Here is a 21,563-nt window from a genome sequence, read left to right as displayed (position 1 = left end):
GCTAATGACTAATTCCGACATAAATACTTTAAATTATTAATAATCCTAACAAAGAGACAATTCCCTTGTCAAACCTTATTCTGCCTTGCATGAGCCGGCATCTTGCGTTATACTAGGCAACAATATTAAATCCAGATCAGGCCAATGACCGGCATCCAACCATGAGGCGTCTGCGACCGGAGGCTATTCGTGCTCCCTAAGTTCACCGGGTTTCGCCCGTTACCGCGAAGACCAAAGAGGATCGGATGATTCATGCAGCTGTTAGCTTCATGATATCCGGTCAACCTGGGTGGCACCGCGAGCTGACGCTCCTCGTCCCATGGATGAGGGGCGTCTTTGTGTTTTTTTAGAAGACAAAAAGGAGCGAAAACGGATGCTGGACATGAACTGGATTAGGGAAAATGAGGAATTGGTGCGGAATACCGCAGAGTGGAAACGGGTAGCTTTCCCGCTGGAGGAGCTGTTGGAGCAGGATGACACCAAGCGGCGACTGCTTCAGGAGACGGAGCAGCTGCGGGCTCAGCGAAACGCGCTGACCAAAGAGGTCGAGCAGGCTTTGCGCGGCGGTGATTCGGCTGCCGGGCAGGCCGCCAAGGAACAAGTGCGGGCGCTGAACGGGCGGCTCAGCAGCCTGGAGGCGAAGCTCGCCGAGGCACAGCGCCGCTGCGGCGAGCTGCTGCTGCTCGCGCCGAACCCGGTCTCGGCGGATACGCCGATTGGCTCGGGCGACAGCGACAATGTGCTGTTGCGTCTGGAAGGGCAGCCGCCGGAGTTCGGCTTCGCGCCGCGTGACCATGTGGAGCTGGGCGAGCTGCACGGGATTATTGATCTTCCGCGCGGCGTCAAAGCCGGCGGCCCCCGCAGCTATGTGCTGAAGGGGGCCGGGCTTGACCTCCACCTGGCTGTGCAGCGGCTGGCCGTGGATGTGCTCACCCGGCGCGGCTTCACCGTGATGGACGTGCCGGTTATTGTCCGTCCGGAGGCTCTGGAGCGGACGGGGTTCTTCCCCGGCGGCAGAGACCAGACGTATGAGCTGACCGGAGAAAACCGCTGGCTCGCCGGAACTTCGGAGGTCTCGCTGGTCTCGCTCTACAGCGACGAGATTGTGGAGCTGGAGACGCCAATGCGGCTGGGCGGCATGTCGGCCTGCTTCCGCAGTGAGGTCGGCTCGGCGGGCCGCGATGTGCGTGGCCTGTACCGGGTGCACCAATTCTCGAAGATCGAGCAGGTAGTCTTTTGCCGGAGCGATCAGGGAGCTTCGGAGCGTATGCTGCAGGAGATTCTGGCGAATGCCGAATACATTCTGCAGCTGCTGGAGCTGCCTTATCGCGTAATGGCGGTCTGTACGGGTGATATGTCGCTGAAGACGCACAAGCAATACGACATTGAGACCTGGATGCCCGGCCGTGAGGCCTATGGCGAGACGCATTCGGCATCGAATCTGCTGGACTTCCAGGCCCGGCGCTCCAATATCCGCTACCGTGATGAGCAAGGACGGCTGCAGTATTGCCATACCTTGAATAATACGGCGGTAGCTACACCAAGAATTCTGATCCCGCTGCTGGAGAACCATCAGCAGGAGGATGGCTCGATTTATATTCCACAGGCATTGCGTCAATATATGAACGGCAAGGAGAAACTGGACCTACCTCCCGCACAATATGAGCTTTAATTCGCCGCACTGGAAAAAAACACGTTAGTCGACAAGCAAGCCCCGAAGATGGGGCTTGCTTGTCTTAAGTTTCGGGCATTGGATATACTGCTGCGGTGATGAGAGCACTCCAGCCCCCGAGTAAGCAACCGAACAACTGCGATTCTGCAACTAATCTCCAGCAGGTCCGGCCAAATATGCTCGAATACCGCAATCTACTCGCTCTCTCCCGAAGTCTGACTGGTGCGTAGGAATGTGACTACTTAGGTTTACGAGGATGTAGATTGTTGCCCTGGAACGTTGGGAGCAAATAGATGCGAAACTGGTTACTACCTAGGTCCCCTAGCCCTCTTCGCTCGTAACCCTCGCTTCGATTTCAGACGGTTGCGGACTCAGGAGCCTCTATTTGCTGTACATAGGCCGTTTTGCAGGATTAACGGACCCAGGAGCCTCTATATCACAGAAAACCCTCGCTTTGAGCCTGTTTTGACGACTTAGGGGCTATACGGTCCGCTAGAATGCAGGTTACCTAGTTCAAGGGCTTGGAGTGTCGCAGGGTCCTAAGTAGTAACCGAAACTGCAACTATTTTCAGCTGAATTGCCAACTATGAGGCGAATAAGTGCGATTCTGCAACTATTTTGAATAAATCAGTCCAGTAAAACTCAAAATTCCAAATTAGATGCCTTTTTGCATCTATTTCCTCCAAAACACAAAAAATCAGCAAAATAGTTGCACTTTCGCAACTAAATCCGCAGATCAGTTGGGAAGCGTGCTGCCCCACCTCGGCAAGGCATTTATTCCATTTCTTTCGGCCGCAGAATCTGCAGAGGAGCAAGCAGCCTGAAGTCGAGGCATTATCCAGACGCAAATATATATTGAAATCACAAATCAGTTCGTATATGATAAAACCAGATATAGGTTCTATATTTATAGAACACAATATTATTAACAACATACTAATTACACCGTCCGCTCGTAGCAGCCAGTCCAAACCATAGTCATACCGAACCCACCCGGTGTTTCTGCGAGAAATAGAAGGTTAACGTATCGGATCACACTTATACCTTCTTATAGTTCAAGGATAGAAAGGATTCGTACCCATGGAATATACTCTTGAAGTTGATTTTGCACCAATTTATGAATGTGTAAGCAGCATGTCTGTTTTTATGGCGAAACAGAATCATAACGCGCTGGAGGCGGGCAAGCTCTGGGTGCGCGAGGTGCAGGACCGGTTCGCGCCGGTTACCCTGCAGAAGATGCGCAATAACATCAAAGCAGCCAATGATTACTCCCTCTCCCCCTGCATCTGGCGCTGTCCGGGAGAACGTACAGTTTCGGGGTTCCTGGATTGGTTCGAGGATTTGTCCGCCGGCCAGCTGTATGAAATCTATGCCGAATGCGGCCAGACCATCCCGGCCAACCTTCCCGAGCTGCGGGGGCTGGTATCTGAGGTGCTGCGTGAATGGGATGCGCATTATTTCAGCAGCGTCAACCCCGCTATTCTGGAGGGTCTGCAGCGGGAAGCGGATAACCGCAGGCTGCAAATACACCCAGGGGGCGTCATGGAGCTGTATGAGGAGGTTACCGGCGGCATGCGGCTGTATCCGAATGACAAGCTGAAGCATGTTGTCATTACACCTCAATACCATGCCCGCCCGCTGGTTACCTCGTCCTTCTTCGACGAAATGGCCTTTACCAGCTACTCTGCGGACGTAATCACTCCGGAGCCAGGCCGTCCAGCGCCGGGTCTGCTCCGGCTGACACGTGCTTTGTCGGATGAGACAAGGCTGTGCATTCTGCGTCTGCTGGCCCAGGAGCAGCTGACGTTCACCGATATCGTCCGCAGTATCGGCCTCTCCAAGAGCACTATCCATTATCATCTGATCGCATTGCGTTCAGCCGGATTGGTTATTGTACATTACAACAGCAGAAGTATGGAGTCCCGTAATATTGAATACAGCCTGCGGCTGGAGGCGTTGCAGGGATTGCCCGGACAGATGGGCGACTTCCTGCAGAGCTGATGCCCGGCTAAGTCTTTAGAACGGCTCTTCCAGACCAGAACGGCCCCCTCCAGGCCGTTCTGGTCTGGAAGGGTCTGAATTCTCCTCTCATGGAGGTTCAGGCCTGACCGGTCCGAATCTCAATCAGAGACTTCCCGGCACTCTCTAATCCGTAATTATAACGCAGCAAATTTTAAAATTAAAAAATGCAGATAACAACGATACTTACACTTTCGCAGGATTACATACTTAAGCACTACCAACTTAATTAAGGAGATGATTTCCCGTGCACAAACGCAGTTATTACAGTCTGCTTACTACGATTACCCTAAGTTCCTTTGGAGATACCTTTGGTCTGCTGGCCATGGAGTGGATGGTGTATGAGATCACCGGCTCCAAGCTGGCGATGGGCGCGCTGGCGCTCAGCTCTACCATTCCCGAGCTGCTGCTGCGCCTGCTTGGCTCGCCGCTGTCAGACCGGCTGCACCGCGGACGGCTGATGGCCAGCCTCGCGGCCGTGCGCCTGCTCGCCCTGGCGCTACCGCTGGCCATGGGGCTTGCCGGACAGCTCCAGCTGTGGCATCTGTTCGTGGCCGCTGGACTGAGCGGAGCCTGCTCCGCCCTGTTCATGCCGACGGCCATGGCCGTCCTGCCCGGCATTGCCGGCGAAGAGCGGCTGATGCGGGCCTTCGCCGTTATCGACGGCTGCAGGAATGCCGCCGCCCTGCTGGGCCCGGCGCTGGCCGGAACCTTGATCGCAGCTACAGGCGCGCTGCCCGCAATGGGGATTAATGCAGTCTGTTATACAGCAGCCATCCTCACACTGCTGTACCTGCCGAACCAGGACAGACCCGCCAAATCCAGTTCTGCCGCCTTCTCCATCACAGCGTATATCGGAGAGATTGGCGATGGTCTCTCCTTCTATAAGCAATTCCCGGCAATGCTGCTGATCATGGGCATGGCCGCTGTCAGTAATATGAGCTCTTTTGCCATCTGGACCCTAATGGTCCCTTATGTCAACGAAGTCCTCCACCGGGATGCCGCAGCGATGGGGACGTTATCCTCGGCCTTTGCGCTGGGTACCCTAGCCGGGCTGGGCATTGTCTCCTGGGTAGGCGAGATCAAGCAGCGGACTCCTGTCATGCTCGGCACACTGGCAGCCACCAGCCTGTCCGTCTCGTTCCTGGGCCTGACCGACAGCTACCCGCTGGTGCTTACTGCGTTGTTCCTCTCGGGAATTACCACCCCCTTCTTCAGCTCACTAAGCTCTTCCTTGCACGGAAGACTGGTCCCGAATCACCTGCAGGGCCGGGTGAATTCCATCCGTTTCCTGCTGTCCAGCAGCCTGCTTCCGGTTGGTGCACTGGCGGGAGGTGCAATTGCCCAGCATTACGGCGTACGGATCCTGGTTCTCTCTGCCGGCCTGATGCCCGCACTCTACTGTACAGCCGCATGGTTTGTTCCGAACCTGCGGATGCTGAATGGAGATCTCTCCGCCCTGAAGGCGGAAGTCCGGCGGAAGCTCCCTCCCGGCCCAGCTGCACCAACAGGCGATATCCCTGCTTGAAGGATATCGCCTGCCCAATACTCTATTGATCTTTCGCGATCCTTACACCATGCGCAGCGCAGTGGCTACCCCTCCATTCCGGCTTCACTCTCCTCATAATGGCTGGTGTCGCCGTGGAGCAGAATTCGCGGAGTCCCACCGGCGAATTCGATTTGGCACAAGCAGGTTGGGTAGATGTAGGGCAAATCCCAGAGCTGCAGCAGGTTCCGCTGTTCCCAGTACGCCATCAGCAGCTTGATTACCACCGTATGGGTAACAATCAAGACCGACTGGCCTTCATGAGCCAGCAGAATCTCCTGCAGCTTCTCCAGCGCCCGGGCCTGTACCTGCGCGAAAGTCTCTCCGCCCTCCACCTCGAATTTCCCGGGATCTTCCCAGAAGTTGCGGTATGGCTCAGCATATGCTTCCCTCAGTTCCGCTGTATTCCTGCCTTCCCACGGGCCCATGCCTATCTCCATAAAAGCTTCCGCCGGATACACCGGAATCTCCCGCTCCCCCCGTATAATTTCGGCCGTCCGCTGCGTGCGGCGGCTCGGGCTGGTATAGATCACGTCGATCGGCTCCCGGAGCAGCCCGCGGCTCAGCCACTCCGCCTGCTTCACTCCAAGCGCGGTAAGCGGTGAATCCTGATGGCCTTGCATACGCTGCTGCACGTTCCATTCCGTCTCCCCATGGCGGGTCAAATAAATGGTGGTGGTTAGATTCATTGGTCATCTTCCTCCCGTCTGAATATGCCGCCATTATAACATTAATTTGGCCCGGTATTCAGCGGGCGAGATGCCCTCCAGCTCCCGGAAGACGCGGGCGAACTGCTTGCTGTTCTCGATGCCTACCGCTTCCGAAACCTCTGCCAGCCGATGACTGCCTTTAGCCAGCAGCTGCTTGGCGTGCTCTATACGCACTTTTTTGAGATACACCACGAAGCTCTCTCCCGTGTAGGCCTTGAAGGCCTCACTGAAATAGGAATAATTCAGCGAAACATGATTGCTGACCATCGCCATATTCAGCGGCCGGGCATAGTGGGTGTTGATATAATTTAGCGCCTCCTTCATATCCGCATGCTCGGTATGCACCGATCTTACGCCCATAATATAATCGCCCACACTGATCAGCAGATGTTCAAGCGCCCGGTAGTAGTCATGGAAATGGCGAAAGTTATACATATTGCCTACGGTACGGTACAGCTTCAACACTTCAACCGAAGCCTCCCCATGAATGCGGAACACTTCATCCAGCACACGCTCATTCATACTGCGGCCCGCCGCCTCCAGGTAGGAGAGGTCCAGATCGTTCAGGTGCTCTGTCTGAAAAATCACCGCCAGCAGCTGCTTCATCTCCTTCTCCCGGCCGGTGCCCAGCATATTCAGCAGCTTGCGCAGTTCCTCCTCGGGCACAGGAAACCTTAGCCGGTTCTCCACAATCTCCTCGAAGTCGATAAATCCCGCCTGAGGGTACAGAAAAGCATATTGTAACGCCCGGCAGGCTTCCTTATAGCAGGTACGCAGCTCTGCCGGCAGCAAGCCCGTTCCGCTGATCCCGATTACAAGCCCCTTCAATTCCCTGGCTTCAGCCTTAGCAGCCAGCTCAAGGAAGCAGGTCTTGTCTTGCCCGATCAATACCAGCTTGCCCTCCCAGTCTGTCAGGATCTCCGTAAACCTCTGGTCGAGGCGTCCGGACAACCGCTCCAGCATGCCCTGCACCTCTCCCGGCTTCATGCGGGTGCCGTCAGTATAATGATAATTCAGCACGCCTACGATAAAAGGCAACCGAAGCTGCTCCAGCTCTGCCTGCACCTCAGGCTCCGGCTGGCCCTCACCCAGCATCAGCAGGCTGCGCAGCCTGCTGGTCCGCAGCTCCTTGCGGTAGCTCTCCGTCTCCAGTTCCATCCGGCGGGCCTCAAGTCCCTGCTGCTCCCGCTCCTTGATGATCCGTTCCAGACTGCCGAACAGCTCATCGCGGCGGATCGGCTTCAGCAGATAGTCCTTCACCCGGTAACGGATCGCGCTTTTGGCATATTCGAAATCATCATAGCCGCTCAGAATCACAACTGCCGGCTCCACTCCGTTTCCCGCCCCGGCAGCCAGACGTTCCAGCAGGGTAATTCCATCCATAACCGGCATCCGAATATCCGTAATCAGGATATCTGCCGGCTCTTGCCGGAACCGCTCCAGCGCCTCCGCGCCGTTTCCGGCCATCTCAATCCTGTACACACCGGGATATTCCCGCTCAATCATGGTTTTCAGACCCTGGCGGATCATTTTCTCATCATCTACAATCAGCAGTTTAATCATCGCTCTGGGTCTCCCGTCAAAAGAACTTTGGGCAGGGTCATAAAGACCGTTGTCCAGCTTCCCGCTTCGCTGTGTATTTCCAGCCCATAAACCTCGCCATAGAACAATTGCAGACGCTGGTGCACATTCCGTAGTCCAATGCCGCCAGCCCGGCGTCCGCCCTCCCGTGATCCGCTGAAATCGTCCGCCTGTTCCTCGGGAGCATAGAGCGTGGTGCGCAGCGCTGACAATTTCTCAGTCGCAAGACCGGTGCCGTTATCATGAACGGCGATGACAATCTCGCCATCCGCCTCTGACACCTCAATCCGAATCATCCGGTTCTCCGCTTCCTCGTCGCCCGTGGACCAGGCATGCTTCACACTGTTCTCCACAATCGGCTGCAGAGACATCTTCAGCACCTCCAGCTCCAGATAAATGGCTTCAATATGAAGCTTCAGCTGTACCGGATGTTCGAAGCGGATATTCATAACCTCAATGTAATTCTCGATATGGCGGATCTCATCCCGCAGCTTCACATATTCCCCGGACCATTTGAAGTTATAACGCATCATTCCGCCCAGAGAGGTGAGCGCATCGGAAATCGCCCGTTGATCTTCAATTTCGGCCTTCATCTTGATATTCTCCAGGGTATTATACAGGAAGTGGGCATCAATCTGATTATGCAAGGTCCGCAGCTCGGCTTCCTTGGACAGCGCCTGTTTGTGCACCGCCTGGGCTACCAGCGTGTTGATCGTATTCATCAGCTTCGAGAAGTGATGGGCCAGCTCGCCCACTTCGCCCCCGCCTTTAATCAGAATCCCGCTGTAGGCCTCTCCCCGGCGCACTTTTTTCATCGTATCAGTCAACAGACGCAGATTCTTCAGAATAAAAGCATTCAGCACATAGGCAATCACACTTAACAGCACAATAAATCCGACGTTGGCCCCGATAATCAGATTCCTTGTGTTGGAAATATCCTTCATGATTTCTTCCATGGAAACTACATTGAGCAGATACGCATGAATTCGATCCAGCGGGGTGAAGAGCAGCAGAAACGAATGGCCGTTCTCCGTATAGTGAATGTTCCATTCTCCGGTTTCCCTGTAGGCCTGCAGCCGGGTCTGGATCGCTTCAGCCATCCGTGGGTTATCCTTGAGAAAAGAAGGGTCCCGCCTGGTAAATATCTGCTGCTCCTCGTCCACCAGGAACATCTGAGTCTGGTTATCCTGTGCTGCAGCATACGTCCTCGGTGTAAACCGCTCCAGCAGCATGTCGACCTGAAACATGCCGATATGGTTGCCTGTCGGCCGGTTCATCTCCCGCAGCAGCGATACTTTGGGGGTGGGTCTGGACGTCTGACCTATGAAGCGCTGCATCAGATCGGGATCATTACTCAGATACGACCAGGACTGCCGCCCCTCCAGTTTCATCGCCTTCTGAAACCACGGCTCACCCGCTACACGCTCTTCCCGGAACACAATCGGTGAAATCTCATGCAGCTTCGTGCTTTTCGAATACAAGCGTAAATGCTCAATGTTGGGATTGTTATATTGGATGCGTGCCATATTTACTAGAGTTCCGGTGTTGAACTCCACCAGCTTCTCCAGTTCAGGCTCGCTTGCATTCGTAAGGTAATCAACAACTTCCTTGTCTTCATAGGCCATCTGCACGGCCCGCTCCATCGCTTCAACCTGATTAAAAATATGCTGCTTCTCCATGTCCAGCACATAGCTGTTCTTAGCGATCGCATCACGCATATACGTGTTATTAATCGCCTGGTAGGAATAGACCGACACCATCAGGCAAGGTCCAAGAACAATGAATATATATGCGGCCAGCAGCCGGCTCTGCAGGGAACGCCTCCCCCACCAGTACATAAATGAACTCCATACGGCGGCTCTGTCTTTGTTCGATTTCACGCTTCTGCCACCCCCGCTGTACCTGTTACTTCTGCATGTTACCCAAGAACCCAAAAGCCCGCGGGCAGCGGGCGTTTGGGTGAAGCTATATTACATACCGAGTTTCTTCTTGTTCTCTTCGTATTTCGTCTGTTGGAATGCCTGGAACTTGGACAGCCCCAGATCCTCTTGCTTCTTGATATATTCGGTCCAGATCTTGTCGAATTCCTCGTCGGATGCGGACATCAGCAGCTTCGGCAGGGTTTTGCCGCGCAGCTCTTTAATTTTAGCACCAATAATACCTTCAGGGGAATTGCCAAGTGGATCAATCTGGTCAAACTCGGAATTACTGTGGGTCTTGCCTTTCGTCCAGTCTTCCAGCTGTTTGAAGGGCTCCACCGATTTAGGTGCCCATTGATCGGTAATATTGGTATTCTGCAGCATCCAGAAGGTGAACGAGGAGCCATATTGCTTGTCGAATGCGGAGCGGTCTTTATTCATCAGCTCGAAGACTTCCGGCTTAAATTGGTCCTTGCCGTCAATCGTATCATAGCTGACGCCTTTTTCGCCCAGGTACAGGTCTTTATTGCCCTCTTCACTGTTCAGATAGCTGAGGAACTTAATGGCCCGCTCTTTATCCTTCACATCCTTGGAGATCAGGGTTACCGTCCAGCCGGAGATGCCGGGGCCGTTCAGACGTGGCGCATCCAGATTGGCGTTGGCCGGCCCGTCGACAGCGATATACACCTTATTCGGGTCTTGCTGATGCAGCGTTCCTAGCTGTGCTGCAAAATCAGTCCGTTGATACAGCATGGCGAAGTAGCGGCCTTGGGCAATCTTCTCTTCCATCTGCGGACGTTTGTCAATGAAGATGTCCTTGGCGAGCAGCCCATCCTGGTTCGCCTGGCGAAGCGTCTTCATCCAGCGGATATACTCAGGATCGGTCTCACGGTTATACAGCTTGCCGTCCTTCTCACGCGGAATAGCCAGATAGTTCTGAATATAAGCTTCCAGCGAGTCGTTGCCGGTTGCTGTGAATTCATGCAGGGCGAGCGGAATCATCGGCTGTCCATTAATATCCGGGAATTTCTCCTTCGCCAACTTAAGCGCATTCACAAATCCTTCCGGAGTGCGCATGTCCGGGCTTCCAATCGCTTCATAGATATCCTTACGGACCACGAAGGTCTGGTTGGATACATAGTTCTCACCGTATTTCTTATAATCTGCCGGAGAGGAAGAGGAGTTTGGATAAGCGTATACGTTACCATCCGTTTCAGTATACCAGCCCAGCTTGTCGGCATCGGATACCTTGAAGAAATAGGGATCATATTCTTCAGCCAGCTTATTGAGCGGCAGCACCAGCTCGCCTTCAACCATCTTCTTCACGGCATCTTCCCAGAAGCCCAGCGTGATGAAATCGGGCAGGCTGCCGGAAGCAATCAGCGTGTTCAGCTTCTCATTCTCATTGCCTGCAGGAACGATGAAATTCAGGTTAACCCCTGTTTTTTTGGTGATGTATTGGGAGGTTGGGTCCACTCCCCATTTGTTCGGGAACCAGGCGAAGTTCAGGTACCAGTCAAAAGTAATCGGTGAAGTGTCGGATTTCCAGCCAGGCTCATCTGCGTTAACCGGTGCAGCTGTAGCGTCAGCCGCTGTGGTAGCAGCAGGCTCATTGCTTGCCTTCGCTCCGTTATTCGTGTTATTGCCGCTGGAGCAGCCTGCTGCGCTCAGCGTCATCATCAGTGCCAGCAGTGTCACCAGCATTTTTTTGGGCTTACGATTTATCCCCATCTTTTTTACCCCTTTTCGTAAGATGTTTACTTTATAAGTTATAACTCCAGGACCGCTGCAATACGGCTGGAGGAGTTACCTTGTATGGAGGGAGGCCGGCTGGCCTCCGATTACCCCTTGATTGAACCAATCATCATCCCTTTGACGAAATAACGCTGCAGGAACGGATAGACGAAGACGATTGGCAGCGTGGTGACCACCATGGTCGCCAGCTTGATCGATTGGGAGGTGACCGTCTTGGTAGCGGCGCTGCCCTGCACAGCCACCATCATCTGGGACGAGCTGGACTGGGCCACAACGCGGTAGAGATAGGTCTGTATAGGCTGCAGACTCTCGTTGTTGATATAGATCATCCCCGTGAAATAATCATTCCATTGATAGACCCCGTGGAACAGCGCAATTGTGGCAATTACCGGCATCGACACCGGCAGGACCACCCGCAGAAAGATCGACCAGTCATTGGCCCCGTCAATTCTCGCTGCTTCCTCTAGTCCATCGGGAATCTCACGGAAGAAGGTCATGAAGATAATGAGATCAAAGAAACTGAACAATACCGGAATAATATACACCATGAAATTCTCCAGCAGGTGCAGATCGCGGATCAGCAGGAAGGAAGGGATCAGCCCGCCGCCGAAGAACATCGTAATCGTTCCCAGGATCATATAGAATCTGCCGCCGATCAGATTTCTGCGGGAGAAGGCATAAGCAACCATTGCCGTGAAAAATACATGGGCTACTACGCCGATCAGCGTCTTAGCGACCGTAATCCACATGGACTGCATAATGCCGGGACTTTCGAACACAGCCTTGAAGTTCTCCAGCGTAAACATCCGCGGCCACCAGTAGATGCCCCCCTGCATGGCATCATTGCCGTTGTTGAAGGCATTAACCAGCACATACCAGATCGGGTATAGCGTAATGAAGCAAATACATAACATCAGGATATTATTGATAATGTCAAACAGCGCTTCGCCTTTAGTCTTACGGTTCAGTGCAAACATGTGCAAGTCCTCCTATTCCTAGAACAACGAGGTGTCGTTGATTTTTTTGGATACCTGGTTGGCAATCACCAGCAGAACCATCGCGATCACCGACTTCAGCAATCCAACAGCGGTGGAATACGAGAAGCGGCCGTTCAGAATCCCGGTATAATACACGTAATAATCAATTACATTGCTGGCACTGTCATTCAAGGAGTTGCGCAGCACCAGAATCTGGTCGAAGTTGGAGTTCAGCACACCGCTGACCGCCAGAATGAACAGAATGCCGATGGTCGACTTGATGGAAGGCAGCGTCACATAGAACATTTTCTGAAAACGTCCGGCTCCGTCAATCGTCGCCGCCTCATACATCTCGGGGGATACCCCGGAGATGGCCGCCAGATAGATGATCGCAGACCAGCCCAGCTCTTTCCAGATATCCGAGGAAATCACGATCGTCCAGAAATAGCTCGGTTCGGCCAGATAGGATATCGGCTGATCAATCAGATGAAGCGCCAGCAGAATATTGTTGATAATTCCCACATCGGCCAACCACGTGGCCAGGATACCGCCAAGCACAACCCAGGAGAGAAAATGCGGCAGATAGGAAATTGTCTGAATACTTTTTTTGAAGCGCACATTACGGATCTCATTCAGAAACAGGGCAAAGATGATCGGCAGCGGAAAACCGATGAACAGCTTGATCAAGCTAATGCCCAGCGTATTGCGGATGACATTTACCAGATTATCATCGTCGAGAAATTCCCGGAAGTGTGTGAGCCCTACCCAAGGCGCTTCCGAGATGCTCTTGACGATGTTGAATTCCTTGAACGCGATGATGATCCCGTACATCGGAATGTAGTTGAATATAATCATCCAAACTACGCCAAGCAACGCCATGATCTGCAGATGCCTCTGGGCTACGAGCCTCTTCCACAGCGAACTCCGTTTACCTGAACCGGTTTCGAAATTAGGCGAAGTCAGCGGCGCCAGAGCCGGTTGTGCCCCGGCAACTTTTTTATTCTCCATCGTATGGACCTCCAAGCTCTCTCTGTCTTTTGTATATAAAGCGTTTACAATCTTATGTATTTATTGTACGGTGTTCCCCCTTGGGACGTAAGGCGGCAAATTTCGGTTTTGGGTCACATTATTTCGGATCGGGGCCAAGAAGAACTGGCTTCGACGTCCTCTCCAGGAGGCGGCATCCGTTACCGTCTCTGCTACAACAGCTATATCGCAATCATTAGAGGTATATCTGCAAGGGATGGAGATGATTTTTCAATCTTGCGATAAGAGTTCTCTAGTAGGAAAGTGGTTACTGCTTAGGTCCCAACGAAGAATGATAGGGAAAATCTACCGCTAGTTGGTCTCAGAATGGGGATTCGATGGGGTTATTGGGAGTTTTCTACCGCAGAGTTAGTCTTCGCTGTTCGCTATCTCTTTTGTTCATCTTACATAGCCATTTTTAAAAAGGCAGCGACTCCCGAAGGAATCCGCTGCCTTATCTCACCTTACATACGCTTCAGAGAATTAAGGTGAACAGTACACTTCCTTACACTCTTAGCCCAGCACTGCCATAATCGCCGCCACCTCACCCCGGCGCACAGCCTCTGCCTCCGCTCCACGAATTACGGCTCCGCTTACTTCAGTATGGCCCCCATCGCGGTAGCTCAGCTTCAGACTCTGAATAACGGCTCCATTCTCGCCGAAGGTATCAGCATGCAGCGCATTCTGATAGGTTACCTCTGTTCGACCAAGAAGCATGAAGGAGACGTTTCCTTGTTCGTCGAACAGCCAGCCTGGCAGCGCCGGGGACAGGGACAACACCAGTTCTCCGTTCTCCACCGTGAACAGATGGCTGCCCGCCATCATGCTCCGCCACATGCTGAGGAACTCTGCGGTCGAGCCGCTAAGTCGGGCTACGAATCCTCTGCCGTGGTTCCCCGGATCCGGATTGCCACCGGTTGCAATGAACGAGGAGTTCTCCAGCGTGCTGCGTCCGTAAACGGCCGGGTCCAGGAAGGGAATCAACGATGTCTTCATTTCAGCGTAGAACTCCTCATACAGTCCCGACTTCAGCAGCGCCAGCAAATATTTATAGGACATATGCAGGAAGTTGGATTCACGCTCCTGCCAGCCGGCGGTGAAGGCACGTATCCGTCCAATCTCGTTCGTCTCCTCATCCAGCGGCACAGAGGTGCGGTACATGGAGGTAACCGGATCAAACAGCTCGCTTCTCTTCACCCGCTGATAGATTTCTTTCGCCTGCACAGGATTCTTGAGTGTCTTCAGCCAGCGGGCCGGCCCCTCCAGGAAATACGGCAGCGCACGCACCTCAAATTCCTCAACCACAGCCTTCGGCAGGCCGTATCCGCTCAGTACCGGCTCTCCTTCAGCGTCCACCACCGGCTGGAAGCGTACAGCCTCGAAGCAGAGGTAGGTCGGCGCAAGTCCGTTGCCCAAGGCTACCGCACGCGTAATTCCCTCTTCAATCCGCTGCAGGAACCGTGACAGAATATCGCGGATCTTCCCAAGCTCCACTTCAGCCGTCACTCCGCTAATGCCGAAGCGAATCTGCTCCCGGTATATTTCGCGGGCGGAAGCTACGGTATCCCAATAGCTGAACTGGGCAAGCTCGCCGTCCAATACTGCGGATACCGCCTGATCCACCTGCTCCAGCAGCCGGGCCATCTCCTCTGGCATTACCGCTGCTTGCCCTCCTGCCGCAGTGTCCAACACATCCAGCATAAAGACGATCATCCGCTTCAGCTCAAAGGTTTCGCTCATCCCCGAGCCGAACAATCCCGGCAGTCCGTTCATGGCATCGTTCCAGCCCGGCTTATTGCCCTCCATCTCCACACCCATGCCATAAGGATCAAGAGTGGCGAATTTGGCTAGGGCAAGCGACAGCATCTTGACGAACAGATTCGTCTGATAAACAGCGCCATGTCCGCCTTCCGTACGCAGCCAATGCGTCTCGCTGGCCTTGCGTTTCAGCCGGTGCAGCTTCTCCTCATCCTCCAGCAGCGCCCCGTACTGGCGGACCTTCCCGCCGCTGATTACATACTTCTCACTGCGCGGCAGCACATAGGCCGGGCTGTCATAGAAAGTATAAGTCCCGTCTCCAAACAGCAGTTCCTGCTTCAACTCGGGGTAGATATCCAGATACCCTTCAATCAGATCCATGTTATAGGTCCAGTGATCCGACCAGAACCCCTCGCCGAAGGCGGCTTCGATATTCTGCTCGGAGAGGGACAGGATGCCAGTGAGGAATTCCTGCTCCTCCACCAGCAGCGCTATGCCATGATCGGCGATATAGTTGACCAGCGCGCCTGGCGTGAACCGGGAACCACACAGCTTCTCCAGCTCTTGCTGGTGATCGGCGGCCGAGTGGCCGATCCACTCCTTAAGCGCTGCCTGCTTGCCCGGCAGAATGGAGAAGGTCGTGCCCTGCACACTCAGCGGATTGTAGCCGTCCAGCTGGATCAGGCTGTAGAACATCCTGATATTGAAGCTGCCGACCTGCGGGTTGAAGAATACATCGTTGCGGCGGTTCTGGTTCATGTCCCTGAAGTTGCCATTGCCCTGCGAATAATATTCAGGGGCCAGCGAGAAGAAATTATAATCCCGTTCCATGTCGCCATGCTTGCGTGAATAGAGGTGAACGACGAAACCTTCGCCCCCGTTGTCAAAAACAAACGGGTAACCCCCGCGCAAGAAATTGTCTAGGTAGGACTGTCTGCAATAAGCATCGAACAGGGCTGACGAGGTACGGGTTGCAATGTCCGTGGTCAGCTCCTCCGTCAATTCAGCCGCCTCGCGGGCCTTCAGCGTGATGTATTCGTCACGGCAGAGGAAGTCTGCTTTGCGGTTGATCTTCTCGATGTCATTAACATGACCAATCAGGCTGTTAATGACCAGCTTGCCGCCCGGAGCCAGCTTGCGTGCCGTGCCGCTGAAGCCGCAGGGCACCTTGTTCACGGGATATTGCGGCAGACCGATAAGCTCTGCAAGCGGCAGAGCGGCGAAGCCGTCCGGGTAAGCGAGCGAGGTATTGCCGCCGAAGACCAATTCGAAATCTACCAGCGGCGTCAGCCGTTCGCCCTCCGCAGTAAACGGCAAATAGAAATGTCCATTCGTAATGGCATGCATCTCCGCCTCATCATTGGTACTGGAACGCAGCTTGTAGAAGGGGATGCCCAGCTCCAGATTGTACACATCCATCCAACTGCGCAGCAAATTGCCCATTTCTTTATATCCGCTGTTCTCCACGCCGTAAGGAAGAATCTCCGGCAGTCCGTCCAGCAACTCCAGCTCAATATCCGCTCCGCCAATATTCTCAACCTCCACCCGCCGTACCAGCGCAGCAAAATCCTCATGCGGCAGATTAAAATAATGAACGGTTGTTCTCAGCCCATGTCCTGAGTGGGTTTCTTCAATGGTCAGACCATTCTGCAGAATCGTCATCCGCCGTAGGGCAGACGGGTCTGGCCGGGCCGACTGGAACGGCTCATAGATTTCGGACTGCCTGGCAATTTTGATGAAGCTTCGGAAGCCGGAGGATGCCACATTCTTGTAAGAGATATTGGCGGGGGAGAATTCCATGATCGGCGAGTTCTTATCCCGCACGCCAAAACCGCATACACCCTGACCCCGGTTCACATAGAACGTCCACATCGGAATCCCCTTCAGACCGGCGATGCCCGGCAGAAAGCTGGCGAACGGCTTGCCTTCATGGAATTGCTCCATCACAAATGAACCTGAATCAAAATAATAATTGCTCATGCTTCATTCCTCCTCTTGTATTAGGTTCCGAAAAATCGAAACCGGTTTCGATTTGGTCTAAAAAAATAAGCCAAGTTGAAAATGCCGCTGCCAGTGCTGCTACTTGCTACTTAGGTTCCAGCGAGGATTTGAAGTTTACTCCCCAACGCTGATCCGCAGATTAGTGCTGTTTTATAGGATCAGCTAATGTATGGGGAAAAGCCTAGCATCAATCACCTATCACCTAAGCCCCCCGTCGTCTGTCCCCATCCTCCTGCTGCGAAATTTAGATGCGATTTCACACTTAATTTCAGCCAAATCGGGGTACAGAAGGCACTTAAGTGCGATTCTGCAACTAATTTCCGTCTTCAGAGCGCTGATCCGATAAATCGGCGGAATTAAGTGCCTTTTCGACAACTATTTACTCCCAAACCGTGATATCCCGCAGATTAAGTGCTGTTTCGCAACTAATTTCTGATGGAGCGTGATCCAGCGGGTGGATAAAGTGACTCTCTGCAACTCACGCCGGTAACTCAGGCCTCTTCCGCTCATTCCGCAGCCGGAGGCGCACAGGATTCTCTGACAACGACCTCTACCGGCAATACAACAGCTGCCTTCTCCCCGCTGCCCCCCTCAATCGCCGCCAGCAGCAGCTCCGCAGCACGGCTGCCCAGCAGCTCCGTATCCTGCCGCACCGTTGTCAGCGCTGGTGTAACATATCCGGCAAGCTCAACATCGTCATAGCCCATGACCGAGATATCTTCCGGAACACGCAGCCCCTGATCCTTCGCCGCCCTTACCGCGCCGAGCGCCATCAGGTCTCCTGACACAAACACTGCAGTCGGGCGCTCCTCCAGCTGCAGCAGCTTCAGCATCGCGCCATATCCGCTCTCCAGTGTGTACATTGGACCGATTACAGTATAATCGGCGTTCACCTCAAGTCCTTGCTGCTTCATGGCCATCTGGTAGCCGGATATTCTTGACCGCCCCGGAGCGGTATGCTCATCGCCGGAGATATGGGCAATTCTGCGATGTCCGAGCGCTGCCAGATACTCTACGGCAAGCCTTGCCCCCGTCTCATTATCCGAGGAAATGGTATGCGCCAGCGGGGAGTCATAATCAAGAATAACCGTGGGAATATCACTCTCCAGCAGCTCCTGGAAATACGGATCATTGTAGTCCGACAAGAACACAACCACTCCGTCCACTCCGCGAATCCGGCAGTTCTCCAGATAACCGCTCTGCTTGCCGCCGACATCCTTGGAGATGAACATCAGCGCATAACCCTTGGCTACAGCAACCTGCTTGAAGCTCTCAATCACACTGCTGAAGAAAGGATGGCGGATTCCCGCACCTGTCCCCTCAACGAACAGAACACCCAGGGTCCATGATTTCTTGGTCGTCAGCGTCCGGGCATGGGAATTGGGGACATAGCCCAGCTCCCGGGCTATCCGGAATATCTCCTGGCGCGTCTTCTCGCGCACATCGGAGTAGTTGTTGAACGCCTTGGACACGGTTGTCGGAGAGTAACCGGTTCGTTTGGCAATATCATAGATGGTGATCAACCCGCTCACTCCTTAGTTCCTAAATTGGAAGCCCTTTCTGTTCACAGACATTCTAATCTTTTTTGACCACACCGTCCAGCAGAAAATATCTTTGCACCACCGGCAGCAGGGTAACCACCTGGATCAGCAGCCCAAGGCTCATATAGACCAGATGAATCACCGATACAGAATTAAGCATATAAGTCTGCACCATGATCCAGATAATCTGTCCAAAACCGATATAAAGCGACAGCGCCCAAACGCTGTACAGCTCCTTGAACGGGTTCAGCAGGTCCGCCCAGCGCCATTGCTTTCTAGCGACCAGACCATATAATACAAGCAATGGCAGCAGGCCAAACACAAGGAATAGCAGAATACCGGGTATGAAGAAGTTCGGGAACGGCGATCTCTCTAACACGGAAACAGGTATCCCAATCGCCTCTCCGCTGGGATCGATAACCAGTCCCACTCCGCCAGCAACAGCACCGATTCCCAGAAAAGCCTGTAAAATGTAAAGAAGAATAACGGCAAAAGGTCTTGCTTGTTTGCGAACCATTCCCATTCCTCATTTCTGTTTAGGATAAACAGGGCATCGGGCATGCCGCCCGGCTCTGCTTCAGAGTTTACAATGCTGTCCTGCCTTTCTCCAAGGGCACAAATCACACCCCGGCCGGTAATTCAGCTTTTGGCGCTGGCGGTGTGAACCAGTGGACTTTGCGCTATACTAGAGTTGTGTAACTATAATCGCAGCAGCAATCCAACTACATTTCCTTGTTCATATCCCAAAAAGAAACGGCTTAGCCGTCCTCTGAAAAGCGTAAGCTTCCGAAGCAGCGATACTACGTATCGCTTTCAGGCATCCGTTTCTGCGAGAAATAGAAGGATAATGAATGGCGTGAAACATCTAAATTCTTATATTTTAAAAAAAATAGAGGAGACGGAAGCAGCGCCGAACAGGCTGTTCACTTCCAAACATGATTATGAGCGATACCGAGCTATTGACATCCAAACAGTGTATTTATTGCCGCCAGCTGAAGCCGCTCTCTGAATTCCGCAGACGCACAGGTAAACGCTCCAAGGGGCAGGCACGCCGGGGAGCTTGCCGGGATTGCCGCAAGTTGCGGGCAGTCCAGGAAGCGCAGACCCAGCCGCTGACGAAGCCCGCAGCGGTTATATCGCCTGTGCGCGTCTCGGATTCCAGAGTCCGCAACGCACCGCCGCAGCCCTTGACCGTATCCGCAGCGGTGCCCGCCGCTGCCAGACCCGCCGCGTCCCGGCCAGCGGCTTCCCGGCTTGGCGCAGCCGCTGCTCATCCGCGCTCGCTGCCGGAGCATGCGGGAGATGCCAAAGCCGGCGCAGCGGCTTCATCAGGGGCCAAGCCGAAGAACCGCACCCGCTCCGCCGAGCCGCGGCTTCGGCCCCCTCTGCGCGGGCCGAAGCCCGATCCGCACGATATCTCTGCCCTGGTGCCGTCCGGCAAAGGCATGATTCTCATGCGCGGCCACAGCGACAAGGGGCGACGCTGGCATCAGGAAATCGACCTGGAGCTAGCCATTACACTGGTAAAAGAGCAGGCAGCGGTAATTATCAACCGCCGGACCATCCGCCGGATCTACAGCAACAAGGATTTCCGCAAGTTCATTCTGACCCGGGATAACTACACCTGCTGCTTCTGCGGCTTATACGGCGATACCATCGACCATCTGCTGCCGCGCGCCAAGGGCGGGCATACTACCCCTGACAACTGTGTATGCGCCTGCAATCTGTGCAACCAATCGAAAGCTGATCTCTATGTGGAGGAATTTATCGGCAGATAGAGAGATTGAAGCAGATACAGAAACTCCCGGCGCTGCACACCCTGTTCCAAGGAACAGCGGAATGCAGCGCCGGGAGCGCTGGATAACTTCTCTCTATAGAACGTGAACTTAAGAATGTTACATACGAAGTGGCCAGAAATCCCTATGAATCAGGCTTTCTGGCCACTACACTATTCCATTCTTAAGTTCATCTTATTTAACCTGTAATATTCTTCACCCGTCCTACTTGTCCGTCCGCCAAACGAACCTTGATTCCATGCGGATGCCGGGGCGAGTTAGTCAGAATATCCTTGACCGTGCCATGCGTAAGCTTGCCTGTCGCCTGATCCTGTTTAAGCACAATATCGACCTGCAATCCCGGGCGGATATCCGCCCTTACTTGTCCATTCATGTTGCCAGCCTCCTTCCATTATAAATTTAGTTTACTACTGTGTTACTATGTTACTGCTTAGGCTGAGGTATGAGGGAAACTTCGAAGACTTAGCTCAGTTGCTACCTTTGCACGCTAAATTTAGTTGCGAAAGTGGTTACTTCTTAGGCCACGGTTATGATGAGAACATCGAATACTCCGCTCCATGACGGTTTCCTAAGTCCGATCGTGATTTAGTTGCAAAAGTGCATCTAATTTGCGAATTTTCTCCGTTTTAGAGGAAATAAGTGCAAATATGCATCTAATTTCGAATTCTGAGCGTTAAACAATCATTTTCCTCAAAAATAGTTGCAGATTCGCACTTATTTGACCGATATTTGGAATTCCAGCTGAAATTAGATGCACTTTCGCATTTAATTTTCTCTGAATGCTCTAGTGTAGCATTCTACATCCTCAGCAGGACCTAAGTAGTAACCAGTTTCGCATCTATTTACTCCGAACGTCCAGAGCAGCCTTCTACATCCTCGCCTGGACTCAAGTAGTAACACTACCGCAGATAAGGATGAGATAATTATGGCCTTCGGTATTAACAGGGAAGAATTAACCCGCTGGAAACAAGCGGTTTCAGCCGGAGAGATCGCCTATCTGACCCACTATTGGATAGATCCCCGGTTTCCCGGGATGAACACAGTCACCAAGGTAGGCTGCAGCGATCTGGAGCGGCTTAAGCACTGGTGCAGCCAGCACGGTCTGCCTGCAAAATATATTCACAACCGCTCCCCGTTCCCTCACTTCGATCTGATGGGACCAAAGCAGCGGGAAATTCTGCTCCAGGAAGGCCTGTTGGAGCAGCTGGAACGCTTCAGAATGCTGTAGCCTTATAGCGGGATACCACTAAGCCGCCGTCTCC

Annotated in this window: 15 protein-coding genes; 5 read left to right on the top strand and 10 right to left on the bottom strand. The window is 53.4% G+C overall.

Annotated features, from left to right (window positions below):
• The first annotated feature begins 373 nt into the window (after positions 1–373).
• The 3 genes from serS (at position 374) to B9T62_RS34255 (ending at position 5,219) form a co-directional block, all read left to right on the top strand.
• Positions 374–1,672, top strand: a complete 1,299-nt coding sequence (gene serS / locus B9T62_RS34265; protein ID WP_087919343.1) for a serine--tRNA ligase — start codon at positions 374–376, stop codon at positions 1,670–1,672.
• Positions 1,673–2,752: 1,080 nt separating this feature from the next.
• Positions 2,753–3,673 carry an ArsR/SmtB family transcription factor gene (locus B9T62_RS34260; protein WP_087919342.1) on the top strand — a complete coding sequence of 307 codons (921 nt, stop codon included), beginning with the start codon at positions 2,753–2,755 and terminating at the stop codon, positions 3,671–3,673.
• Positions 3,674–3,938: 265 nt separating this feature from the next.
• Positions 3,939–5,219 (top strand): MFS transporter, encoded by a 1,281-nt coding sequence (locus tag B9T62_RS34255; protein WP_087919341.1) that lies wholly within the window; start codon positions 3,939–3,941, stop codon positions 5,217–5,219.
• Positions 5,220–5,284: 65 nt separating this feature from the next.
• Here the strand turns inward: B9T62_RS34255 and B9T62_RS34250 are convergent, their stop codons facing one another.
• The 9 genes from B9T62_RS34250 to B9T62_RS34210 all read right to left on the bottom strand — a co-directional run bounded on the left by B9T62_RS34250 (position 5,285) and on the right by B9T62_RS34210 (position 19,022).
• A complete protein-coding gene (locus tag B9T62_RS34250; RefSeq protein ID WP_087919340.1) occupies positions 5,285–5,926 on the bottom strand; it encodes a histidine phosphatase family protein in 642 nt (213 codons plus the stop codon).
• Positions 5,927–5,959: 33 nt separating this feature from the next.
• The gene (locus B9T62_RS34245; RefSeq protein WP_087919339.1) at positions 5,960–7,510 is read right to left on the bottom strand and encodes a response regulator; all 1,551 of its coding nucleotides are present in this window, start codon (positions 7,508–7,510) and stop codon (positions 5,960–5,962) included.
• Positions 7,507–9,408, bottom strand: coding sequence for a cache domain-containing sensor histidine kinase (locus tag B9T62_RS34240; RefSeq protein WP_245864210.1), 1,902 nt, complete (start codon positions 9,406–9,408; stop codon positions 7,507–7,509). Before B9T62_RS34240 ends, B9T62_RS34245 begins: the two co-directional genes overlap by 4 nt.
• A gap of 90 nt (positions 9,409–9,498) precedes the next feature.
• Positions 9,499–11,178 carry a type 2 periplasmic-binding domain-containing protein gene (locus tag B9T62_RS34235; protein WP_087919337.1) on the bottom strand — a complete coding sequence of 560 codons (1,680 nt, stop codon included), beginning with the start codon at positions 11,176–11,178 and terminating at the stop codon, positions 9,499–9,501.
• 110 nt (positions 11,179–11,288) lie between these two features.
• Positions 11,289–12,179, bottom strand: a complete 891-nt coding sequence (locus tag B9T62_RS34230; RefSeq protein WP_087919336.1) for a carbohydrate ABC transporter permease — start codon at positions 12,177–12,179, stop codon at positions 11,289–11,291.
• Between the two features lie 18 nt (positions 12,180–12,197).
• Positions 12,198–13,187: an ABC transporter permease gene (locus B9T62_RS34225; RefSeq protein ID WP_087919335.1), complete on the bottom strand. Its 990-nt coding sequence runs from the start codon at positions 13,185–13,187 to the stop codon at positions 12,198–12,200.
• 531 nt (positions 13,188–13,718) lie between these two features.
• Positions 13,719–16,943 (bottom strand): cellobiose phosphorylase, encoded by a 3,225-nt coding sequence (locus tag B9T62_RS34220; RefSeq protein ID WP_087919334.1) that lies wholly within the window; start codon positions 16,941–16,943, stop codon positions 13,719–13,721.
• A gap of 527 nt (positions 16,944–17,470) precedes the next feature.
• Positions 17,471–18,487, bottom strand: a complete 1,017-nt coding sequence (locus B9T62_RS34215; protein WP_087919333.1) for a LacI family DNA-binding transcriptional regulator — start codon at positions 18,485–18,487, stop codon at positions 17,471–17,473.
• Positions 18,488–18,539: 52 nt separating this feature from the next.
• Positions 18,540–19,022, bottom strand: a complete 483-nt coding sequence (locus B9T62_RS34210; protein ID WP_211296383.1) for a hypothetical protein — start codon at positions 19,020–19,022, stop codon at positions 18,540–18,542.
• 418 nt (positions 19,023–19,440) lie between these two features.
• Between B9T62_RS34210 and B9T62_RS41045 the strand changes: the two genes are divergently transcribed.
• Positions 19,441–20,283 carry an HNH endonuclease gene (locus B9T62_RS41045; RefSeq protein ID WP_245864209.1) on the top strand — a complete coding sequence of 281 codons (843 nt, stop codon included), beginning with the start codon at positions 19,441–19,443 and terminating at the stop codon, positions 20,281–20,283.
• Positions 20,284–20,479: 196 nt separating this feature from the next.
• On the opposite strand, the gene B9T62_RS34200 is transcribed toward B9T62_RS41045, so the two are convergent.
• Positions 20,480–20,674 carry a YwbE family protein gene (locus B9T62_RS34200; protein WP_087919331.1) on the bottom strand — a complete coding sequence of 65 codons (195 nt, stop codon included), beginning with the start codon at positions 20,672–20,674 and terminating at the stop codon, positions 20,480–20,482.
• A 552-nt stretch (positions 20,675–21,226) separates the two neighbouring features.
• Here B9T62_RS34200 and B9T62_RS34195 point away from each other — a divergent pair.
• Positions 21,227–21,529, top strand: a complete 303-nt coding sequence (locus B9T62_RS34195; RefSeq protein WP_087919330.1) for a hypothetical protein — start codon at positions 21,227–21,229, stop codon at positions 21,527–21,529.
• Positions 21,530–21,563: the final 34 nt, after the last annotated feature.

It is taken from the genome of Paenibacillus donghaensis (assembly GCF_002192415.1).
GTDB classification, from domain to species: domain Bacteria; phylum Bacillota; class Bacilli; order Paenibacillales; family Paenibacillaceae; genus Paenibacillus_AQ; species Paenibacillus_AQ donghaensis.
This window is presented reverse-complemented; position numbering and strand designations above follow the sequence as displayed.